Raw genomic sequence first — 9,239 nt, forward strand, 5'->3', positions numbered from 1 at the left:
TAGCGGGCGAGGGCGGACCACATCAGATTGATGACGGCGCCGGAGCGGTGGCCGGGGTGCACGCAGGAGCGGCCCGCCTCGACCAGGGCGGGGCGCAGCCCCGAGAGGGCGCTCAGGTCGAACTCGCCGTCGGAGTAGGACCGCGGGGTCCGGCCCGGCGGCAGCAGGCGGTAGGTTCCGACGACCTCGCCGGTGGCGGTGTCGGTGACGATGAGGTGGTCGGCGAGGTCGTCGTGGGCGTCGACGTCGTGTCCGGGCACGGTCGTGCCGAGCGCCGCGCCCATCTCCTCGGCGAAGACCTGGTAGCGAAGCCGCTGGGCCGCCCTGATCTGTTCGGTGGTGTCCGCGATGGAGATGACGTAGGAGCCGGTGTCCGTCGAAACGATCGATGTCGAGGGCATGACAGTTCCGTTCTCGGGTTCGGGAAAGCCTCGGGTTCGGGAAAGCCTCGGGTTCAAAGGACGCGGGGCGCCAAGGCGCCGCGCTTCAGGTCCTGCTGGGTCCTGCTGGGTCCCGCCGGGGCGTGTCCCCGGCGTGCGGTCACGTTCAGCACGGTGGCGGGCCGGGCTGAACGGTGCGCGTCGGTCATGCGTCCTGCGCGCGACGGGAACGGGGCGGGGCGGGCCGCAGCGGCCCCCGGCCCCGTTGACTCTCCGCAGCTCAGGCCGTTACATACCCGGCATGGCTCCTCCCCTTCCGCTCGCCGGGATCACCGTCGTCAGCCTTGAACAGGCCGTCGCCGCGCCCTTCGCCACCCGGCAGCTCGCCGACCTCGGCGCCCGTGTCATCAAGGTCGAGCGGCCCGGCGGGGGTGACTTCGCGCGGCGGTACGACACCACGGTGCACGGTCAGGCCAGCTACTTCGTCTGGCTCAACCGCTCCAAGGAGTCACTCACCCTGGACCTGAAGTCGGAGCGCGGCCGCGAGGTCCTCGCCGGGCTCCTGGCGAAGGCGGACGTGTTCGTGCAGAATCTCGCCCCCGGCGCGGCCGACCGCCTCGGCCTCGGCGCGGAACGGCTCCAGGAGCGTCACCCCTCCCTCATCCCCTGCACCATCAGCGGCTGGGGCACGGACGGGCCGTGGGCGGACCGCAAGGCGTACGACCTGCTCGTGCAGTGCCAGACCGGGCTGCTCCAGCTCACCGGCACCCCCGACGAGGCGGTGCGGGCCGGGATCTCCGTGGCCGACATCGCGGGCGGTATGTACGCGTACACCGGCATCCTGTCCGCCCTGTTCACCCGCGCGACGACGGGCCGCGCACCGGCCGTCGAGGTCTCCCTCTTCGACGCGCTCGCCGAGTGGGTGAGCCAGCCCGCGTACTACACGCGCTACGGGGGCACACAGCCGCCCCGCGTCGGCGCCCGGCACGCGACCGTCGCGCCCTATGGTCCCTTCACGGCCGCCGACGGCGGGGACGTCCTGCTCTCCGTGCAGAACGAGCGCGAATGGGCCGCGTTCTGCCGGGAGTTCATCGGCCGCCCCGAGCTGGCCGACGACCCCCGCTTCGCCACCGGTGCCGACCGTGTGGCGCACCGCGAGGCGCTGGACGCGATCATCTCCGTACGCTTCGGGGAACTGGGCGCCGACGAGGCGGCGAAGCTCCTGGACCGCGCCGGTATCGCCAACGCCGGGGTGAACTCCGTCCACGACTTCCTGGCCCACCCGGTGCTGACCGAGCGCGGACGCTGGCAGGACATCGAGGTGCCGGGCACGGAGGAGCCCGTACAGGCGCTGCTGCCGCCCGCGGTCCTGTCCGGGGTCACGCCGCGGATGGACCCGGTGCCGGACGCGGGCGAGCACACCGACGCGATCCTCGCCGAGCTGGGGCACGGTCCGGACGCCGTCGCCCGGCTGCGGGCGGACGGCGTCTGCCAGTGAGGTGCCTCAGGCGCCGACGCCGAGACCCTCGACGATCCGCGCGTTCGGCAGCCCGGCGAAGACCTTGCCCGGCACGATCAGCTTGCCGCGCCGGGCACCGCTGCCGATGAGGACGTACGGCAGGTCCGCGACGGCGGCGTCCACGAGGAGCGGCCAGGCCGCGGGCAGCCCGATCGGCGTGATGCCGCCGTACTCCATGCCGGTCTCCCCCGTGGCCGTGTCCATCGGCGCGAACGAGGCCTTGCGGGCGCCCAGCGCGCGGCGCACGAGGCCGTTCACGTCCACGCGGGTGCCGGACAGCACGACGCACGCGGCGAGCGTGGTCTCACCGCCGCGCTTGCCCGCGACGACGACGCAGTTCGCGGACTGGTCGTGCAGCTCGGGTCCGTAGTGCTCCAGGAAGGTGGCGGTGTCGGCCCAGCGCGGGTCGGTGTCCACGTGCACCAGCTCGTCGGCCGCGACGGTCCCGCTCCAGCCGCGCACGGCGTCGGCGACGGGCGCCACGAGGAGGTCCAGCGCCTCCGGGGCGGGCCGGACGAGATCGAAGTCACCGAGGGGGGCACGCATGGCGGCACGCTAGCAGGGCGAGGGCCGGGCGGTGGTGCGTGAGGGTGGGACCGAGACCGCGAGGGTCATCTCGGCCGGGGCGGCGCCGTCGTTGCGGTAGCCGTGCGGCACGTCGGCCCCGAAGGTGGCGGAGGTGCCCGCGGCGAGCAGGTGCTCGACGCCGTCCACGGTGAGCGTCAGTTCGCCGCGCGCCACGTGCAGCAGCTCCACGGTGCCCGGCGGATGCGCGTCGGAGGCGCTGCCCTCGCCCGGCAGCAGGTGGTAGGACCACAGCTCGAAGGGGCCCCGCGCCTCGGCGCCCACCAGGAGCGTGCCGCTGCTGCCCGCCTCCGTGGACCACATGCGGACGGCCCTCTCCGGCGGCACGATCGTGACCCGGTCGCCCTGTTCGTGGTCGAGGAGCGTGGTGATGCTGACGCCGAGCGCGTCCGCGAGCTTGACCGTGGTACCCACGCTGGGGTTGGTCCGCGCCTGCTCGATCTGGATGATCATCCCGCGGCTGACCCCGGCCCTGGCCGCGAGGGCGTCGAGGGTGAAGGCCCGCTCGGCACGCCACCGCTTGAGGTTGCGCGCGAGCGACCGGGTGAGCTGGTCGAGGTCCGACACATTCCGTCCGAGGTGCATCCGAGGGGGCCGACTGGTTCACCACACTGTACTGCGGGCCCCGCCCCCTCAGCCCTCCCGCACCCCTTGCTCCTCGGTCAACTCACCGAGCGCGAGAAGCTGTTGCGGCGTGATGCCCTCGGGGATCGGCACCGGCGCGGGCGTCCGCAGCGGCGGCTGCCAGCCCTGGTCCGCGCTCCAGGTGCGTACGACGCGGGCGGGCGCCCCGGCCACCACCGCGTGATCGGGCACCTCACCGCGCACCACCGCGCCCGCGGCCACCACGACGTTGCGGCCGATCCTCGCCCCGGGCAGGATCACCGCGCCCGTGCCGATCCAGCAGCCGGGGCCGATCTCGACGGGGTCCATGCGCGGCCACTGCTTGCCGATCGGGGTGTGCGGGTCGTCGTAGGAGTGGTTGGTGGACGTCACATAGACGTAGGGGCCGAAGTAGCAGTCGTCCCCGATGGTGACCGAGGTGTCGGCGATGACATGGCTGCCGCGGCCGAGCACGACGCCGTTGCCGACGCGGAGGATCGGGGCGGGGCCGAGGTCGAGGTCCGGCATCATCCCGGCGGTGAGGGTGACGTGCTGGCCCACGATGCAGTGGTCGCCCAGCGTGATCCACGGCTCCCCGAAGACCGTGCCCTGCGGGAAGGCCAGCTTGGTGCCCTCGCCGATCGCGCCGAACCGCAGCCGCCCGGGGTGCGCGGCGGTGACGGCGCCCGTCCGCTGCGCCCACGCCCAGCCCGCGTGGAGCGCGCGCTGCGCGAGGCGGCGCGGCAGCCCGGCGAGGCCGCGCGCCCCGGGGGATGAGAACGTGTTCCTGTTCTTCGGCACGCGCTCACGTTACTCAGTGCCGCCGGGCCCCGGGCGGCTCCGCCCTGTGATCTTCACCCCACGCGGCCTCGCCCCGGCGGGCGTCCCGTACCGTGCGCTCAGGCGTGACGACGTACCGAAGAGGGAGACATCCGATGGGCCACGAGGCACTCATCACCGGCATCGGCGGCAAGGACCCCAAGATCGACCGGGACGCCTTCACCGCGCCGACGTCCGTCGTGCTCGGCGAGGTGACACTGCACGCCGGGGCGAGCGCCTGGTACGGGGCGGTGCTGCGCGCCGACTGCGGGCCCATCGTCGTGGGCGCCGACAGCAACATCCAGGACAACTGCAGCCTCCACGTCGACCTGGGCTTCCCCATCACCGTCGGCGAGCGCGTCTCGGTCGGCCACAACGCCGTGCTGCACGGCTGCACCGTCGAGGACGACTGCCTGATCGGCATGGGCGCCACCGTGCTGAACGGCGCGGTGATCGGCGCGGGGTCGCTGGTCGCGGCGCAGGCGCTCGTGCCGCAGGGCATGCGGGTGCCCCCGGGCTCGCTCGTCGCGGGCGTGCCCGCCAAGGTGCGCAGGCCGCTCACCGACGAGGAGCGCGAGGGCATCTCCTACAACGGCACGATGTACGTCGAACTGGCCAGGGCGCACCGGGCCGCGCACACCGGGGAGTGACTCAGTCGGCGGCGGGAACCGCGTGCCTCTCGCCCGTGGGCACCGTGCCCGTGGGCACCGCCCCCGCTGCCGCCGCCTCCGCCTCCGCCTCGGCGGCGGCCTTCTTGGCGCGGCGCTTGACGAAGAGCATCGAACCGACGCCGATCAGTACGGCGATGGCGAGCCCGAAGTAGGAGAAGCGCTTCAGCCAGTCCTCGGCGACGACGCCGATGTAGTAGATGACGGCGGTGGTGCCGCCCGCCCAGACGATGCCGCCGAGGACGTTGGCGATGAGGAACTTCCAGTACGGCATGCGCAGGACGCCCGCGAGCGGCCCGGCGAAGATGCGGAGCAGGGCGACGAAGCGGCCGAAGAAGACCGCCCACATGCCCCACTTCTGGAAGGACCGCTCGGCGCTGCCGACGTTGGCCGCGCTGAAGTGCTTGGGGAACTTCCGCTCCAGCCAGTTCAGGAGCGGACGGCCGCCCTTGCGCCCGATCGCGTACCCGATGGAGTCGCCGATGATGGCGCCCGCGGTGGCACACGCCCCGAGGATCACGGGGTTGAGGTCACCGTGCTGGGAGGAGAGGAGCGCCGCGGAGACCAGGACGATCTCGCCGGGCAGCGGAATGCCGAGGCTCTCCAGGCCGATGACGATTCCCACCAGCGCGTAGATGCTGACGGCTGGTACGTGCTCCAGCCACTCCTGGACGTGCAACGCCGGTTCCTCCCGTACGAAATGCCTGTGCGCGGACGCCGGGCAGCCTACCCGGCGGGCATGACGCCCGGGGAACGCGGAAGCCCGGAACGCCGTCGGCGTCCCGGGCTCCGGGGGGGTGCGTGCGCGGCTCCGCCGCTCAGCTCGGGTCGTTGGGCCGCAGCGTCCAGACCACCCGCATCTCTCCGGTCACGGCGCCGTCCGCGCGCTGGATCTCGACCGTGACGGGGAACTCGGGGCGCTGCCCCGCGTCGAGTTCGGCGATGACGTCCCCGGCGGGCCGGCCGAGCGTCGCGGTGGCGGTCACGGACCCCATGGCCAGCTTCTTGTACGCGATCTCGGCGCTGACGGCGAGCGGCACGGCGCGGGAGAGCTGCGCGCCGAACGCGGCGAGCACGATGGCACCGCTCGCGGACTCGCCGAGCGTGAACATGGCTCCGGCGTGCGGCCCGCCGACGTGGTTGTGGTACTCGCTCTGATCGGGCAGGGCCACCACGGCCTTGTCCGGCACGGTCTCCCGGAATTCGAGGTTCAGGGTCCGGGCCATCGGCACCGTGGCGGCGAGCATCTCGCCGATCGACATCTGGTCTGCGCTCATGGCCGCGATGTTACTTACCAGTAGCCATCTTGGCCAGGGCCCTCGTCCCCCGGAATTCCCGTCCCCTAGGGTGATCCCTCATGTGGCAAGGACAGCAGCCGCCCGGGGGCGAGCAGAATCCGCAAGACCGGCAGGGCCGGGACCAGAACCCGTACCTCCAGCCGGGGTACCAGCAGCCGAACCCCTATCAGCAGCCTGCGGGCGGCCAGGGGCAGTGGAGCCCGCCGACCGCGCCCTCGGGGACGGCGGCCACCGCGTCGCGGCCCGGCGGCGGGAGCGGATCGCCCGGTGGGAGCGGATCGCCCGGCGGGGGCGGCGGCAACCGCGTCAAGATCCTCTCCGTCGTGGCGGCGGCGGCCGTGGTCGTGGCCGCGGGCGTGACCGGATTCCTGGTGCTCGGCGGCGACAAGGACGGCGAGGACGGCGCGTCCGACGCCCCGTCGAAGGCCGTCACCAAGGCGCCGGACGCCGCCACGGGCGACGGTGACGACGGCGAGCGCGGCACCGACGACGAGCTCAAGCCGACCATCAAGGGCTGGCACGTCGTGGTGAACCCCCGGTGGGGCACCGCCTTCGACGTACCGCCGGAGTGGCAGGTGCAGAACCCCGACGCCGTGCTCTCGTTCTCGGACGACAAGACCGGCGAACCCCTCATGACCATGTCCGGGCCCGCCTACCTCAAGCCCAAGTGGTGCACCGCGGACGACGACAAGGACGGCAGGACGGAGGACCACGAGCTGGCGGCCGTGGGCACCAAGGGGGCCAAGGGCGCGAAGAGCACCGACGAGATCGCCACCACCCAGGTCGAGTGGTGGGTCTACGCCGCCTACACCCAGCCGGACAAGAAGAGCTTCACCTCCGACAAGAAGGCCCAGCCCTACACCACTGCATCGGGCATCAAGGGCAGCATCGCCCGCGCCCGGTCCATGAACACCCCGATGACGGGCAAGTGCGCCACCGACGGCAAGGCGATCACCTTCGGCTTCAAGAACTCCGAGGGCACCTTCGTGTCGTGGAGCCTCTACGGCGCCAGCGGCGTGCGGGACGAGATACCCGAGGCCACCGTGATGAAGATCCTCAGCACGGTGCGGCTGCACGGTGAACCGATGAAGTCCTGACGCCCTGTCACGGTGAGGGAAGTGTGGCGACCCGGGTGAGGGAATCGTGGCGCCCTCCGCCGCTTTCTCCCCACGTGTCCCCCACCAGCGGTCCGCGGGCCCCCGCCCCTCGGGAGGGCCCGTGGCACCGGGCGTCCCGGCACCTCTATGGTTACTGGCCATGTGGCCAGAACAGCAGCCGCCCGGGGGCGAGCAGAACCCGCAGGACCAGAATCCCAACCCGTACCAGCAGCCGGGCTACCAGCAGCCCAACCCCTATCAGCAGCCGGGGTACCAGCAGTCGGCGGGTGGGTACCAGCAGCAGCCGCCGCCCCCGCCGGGCGGCTATCCGCAGCAGCCGGGCGGCTACTCGCAGCCCGAACAGCCGCAGTGGTCCGCGCCGACGCCGCCTCCCCTGCCGCAGCAGACGGGCGGCGGCCAGGGCGGTGGCGGCGGGAACAAGACGAAGGTCACCGCCATCGTCGCCGCGCTGGCCGTGGTCGTGGCGGCCGGTGTCACCGGCTTCCTGGTCCTCGGCGGTGACGGGGACAAGGAGGACGAGGCCGGTCCCGCCAAGCCCTCGAAGACCGCGAAGAAGAAGCCGAGCCCGACGGCCACCGGCGGCGGCACCGAGCGCGGCGAGGGCGGCGAGGACAAGCCGACGATCGACGGCTGGCAGGTCGTGGTGAACCCCAAGTGGGGCACCGCCTTCGACGTCCCCGCCGACTGGAAGGTCCAGACGCCGGACACCTTCGTCGGCTTCGACGACCGCAAGGACAACGGCACCAAGACCATCATCGGCATGTCGGCGCCCGCGGTCTTCAAAGAGAAGTGGTGCACGTCGGACGACGACAAGGACGGGGAGTCCAGCGACACCTCGCTCGCCACGGTCGGCACCAAGGGCCAGAACGGCGCCAAGAACACCGAGGACATCGCGCGCAACGACTCCGCGTGGTGGGTGTTCGGCGGCTACACCGAGCAGACCAAGGCCGACAAGAAGAAGATCAAGATCAGCAAGATCGAGGACTACACCACCAAGTCCGGGATCAAGGGCAGCCTCGCCACGTCCACGACGACCGGCGCGGCCACCTCGGCCAAGTGCGACTCGGACGGCAAGGCGACCACGTTCGGCTTCAAGAACGAGGCGGGCGAGTACGTGGCCTGGACCCTCTACGGCGCCAAGGGCGTCAAGGAGGAGATCTCCGACGAGCAGGTGAAGAAGATCCTCAGCACCGTGCGGTGGAGCGAGGCCGCCTCCGAGGAGTCCTGAGCCGGGTACGCCCCGGTTCACCCCGAAGCTCCCCGGATCACGCGGAGGCACGCCCCAGCCACAGGTAAAACGGTTTGGCAAGTCGGCGGGGCGGCGGGGATAGTCCCGGGGTGACGATTCCAGGGACCGCCTCGCGCCGCCGTCGCCCCTCGTGGGCCGGGCGCAACTACACACTGCTCACCGCCGCCGCGATCGTGACGAACCTCGGGAGCCACGGGGCGCTGATCGCGGCGGCGTTCGCGGTGCTCGACGCGGGCGGCGACGGCGGCGACGTCGGTCTGGTGGCCGCCGCGCGGACCCTGCCGCTCGTGCTGTTCCTGCTCATCGGCGGCGCCGTCGCCGACCGGCTGCCGAGGCACCATGTCATGGTCGCCGCCAACGCCCTGAACTGCGTCTCCCAGGCCGCCTTCGCGGTGCTCGTCATCGCGGGCGAGCCGCAGCTGTGGCAGATGATGCTGCTCGGCGGTCTCGGCGGGGTCGGCCAGGCCTTCTTCGGTCCCGCGGCCGAAGGCATGCTGATGTCCTCGGTGAGCGGCGAGCAGGTCAGCAGGGCGTTCGCGATGTACCGCATGGCGATGCAGGGAGCGGGCCTCGGCGGAGCCGCGCTCGGCGGGCTGATGGTCTCGGCGCTCGGTCCCGGCTGGGTGCTCGCCGTGGACGCCGCGGCGTTCGCCCTCGCGGGCGCCCTGCGGATGTTCCTCGACGTCAGCCACATCCCCCCGCGCGCCCCCGGTGGCGGCCTCCTCGCGGATCTGCGCGACGGCTGGCGCGAGTTCACCGGCCGCCCCTGGCTCTGGTCGATCGTCGCCCAGTTCTCCGTGGTGGTGGCGGTGGTCGGCGCCGCCGAGTCGGTGTTCGGACCGCTGGTGGCCTGGCTCTGGTCGATCGTCGCCCAGTTCTCCGTGGTGGTGGCGGTGGTCGGCGCCGCCGAGTTCGTCCCGGGCCACCAGCGGTCCGAACACCGACTCGGCGGGGCGGGCCCGTGGGGCCTGGCGCTCGGCGCGTTCGGGGCGGGCACGGT

11 protein-coding genes are annotated in these 9,239 nt (G+C 72.5%); 5 read left to right on the forward strand and 6 right to left on the reverse strand.

Going from position 1 to position 9,239, the window contains the following annotated elements; all coding sequences use genetic code 11:
* A partial coding sequence (locus AB8Z36_RS23175) for a GNAT family N-acetyltransferase (protein WP_369215289.1) occupies positions 1-401 on the reverse strand: 401 nt, incomplete at its 3' end.
* Positions 402-681: 280 nt separating this feature from the next.
* Here AB8Z36_RS23175 and AB8Z36_RS23180 point away from each other — a divergent pair.
* A complete protein-coding gene (locus AB8Z36_RS23180) occupies positions 682-1,878 on the forward strand; it encodes a CaiB/BaiF CoA transferase family protein (RefSeq protein WP_369215290.1) in 1,197 nt (398 codons plus the stop codon).
* A 6-nt stretch (positions 1,879-1,884) separates the two neighbouring features.
* Here AB8Z36_RS23180 and AB8Z36_RS23185 read toward each other — a convergent pair whose 3' ends face one another.
* From AB8Z36_RS23185 to AB8Z36_RS23195, 3 genes are all read right to left on the reverse strand, one after another.
* Positions 1,885-2,445, reverse strand: a complete 561-nt coding sequence (locus AB8Z36_RS23185) for a YbaK/EbsC family protein (protein WP_369215291.1) — start codon at positions 2,443-2,445, stop codon at positions 1,885-1,887.
* 9 nt (positions 2,446-2,454) lie between these two features.
* Positions 2,455-3,051, reverse strand: coding sequence for a helix-turn-helix domain-containing protein (locus AB8Z36_RS23190; RefSeq protein WP_369215298.1), 597 nt, complete (start codon positions 3,049-3,051; stop codon positions 2,455-2,457).
* Positions 3,052-3,117: 66 nt separating this feature from the next.
* Entirely contained in the window at positions 3,118-3,888 is a 771-nt protein-coding gene (locus AB8Z36_RS23195; protein WP_369215292.1) for an acyltransferase, read from the reverse strand.
* Between the two features lie 134 nt (positions 3,889-4,022).
* Between AB8Z36_RS23195 and AB8Z36_RS23200 the strand changes: the two genes are divergently transcribed.
* Positions 4,023-4,556, forward strand: a complete 534-nt coding sequence (locus AB8Z36_RS23200; RefSeq protein ID WP_369215293.1) for a gamma carbonic anhydrase family protein — start codon at positions 4,023-4,025, stop codon at positions 4,554-4,556.
* Between the two features lies 1 nt (position 4,557).
* Here AB8Z36_RS23200 and AB8Z36_RS23205 read toward each other — a convergent pair whose 3' ends face one another.
* Together AB8Z36_RS23205 and AB8Z36_RS23210 are read right to left on the reverse strand one after the other, a co-directional pair.
* Positions 4,558-5,253, reverse strand: a complete 696-nt coding sequence (locus tag AB8Z36_RS23205) for a DedA family protein (protein WP_369215294.1) — start codon at positions 5,251-5,253, stop codon at positions 4,558-4,560.
* 139 nt (positions 5,254-5,392) lie between these two features.
* The gene (locus AB8Z36_RS23210) at positions 5,393-5,851 is read right to left on the reverse strand and encodes a DUF4442 domain-containing protein (RefSeq protein ID WP_369215295.1); all 459 of its coding nucleotides are present in this window, start codon (positions 5,849-5,851) and stop codon (positions 5,393-5,395) included.
* Between the two features lie 80 nt (positions 5,852-5,931).
* Here AB8Z36_RS23210 and AB8Z36_RS23215 point away from each other — a divergent pair, with 80 nt between their 5' ends.
* The 3 genes from AB8Z36_RS23215 to AB8Z36_RS23225 form a co-directional block, all read left to right on the forward strand.
* Positions 5,932-6,969, forward strand: a complete 1,038-nt coding sequence (locus AB8Z36_RS23215) for a hypothetical protein (protein WP_369215296.1) — start codon at positions 5,932-5,934, stop codon at positions 6,967-6,969.
* A 160-nt stretch (positions 6,970-7,129) separates the two neighbouring features.
* Positions 7,130-8,218, forward strand: a complete 1,089-nt coding sequence (locus tag AB8Z36_RS23220; RefSeq protein ID WP_369215297.1) for a hypothetical protein — start codon at positions 7,130-7,132, stop codon at positions 8,216-8,218.
* Positions 8,219-8,328: 110 nt separating this feature from the next.
* A partial coding sequence (locus AB8Z36_RS23225) for an MFS transporter (RefSeq protein WP_440581979.1) occupies positions 8,329-9,239 on the forward strand: 911 nt, incomplete at its 3' end.

The organism is Streptomyces flavofungini (assembly GCF_041028215.1).
Lineage (GTDB): Bacteria > Actinomycetota > Actinomycetes > Streptomycetales > Streptomycetaceae > Streptomyces > Streptomyces flavofungini_B.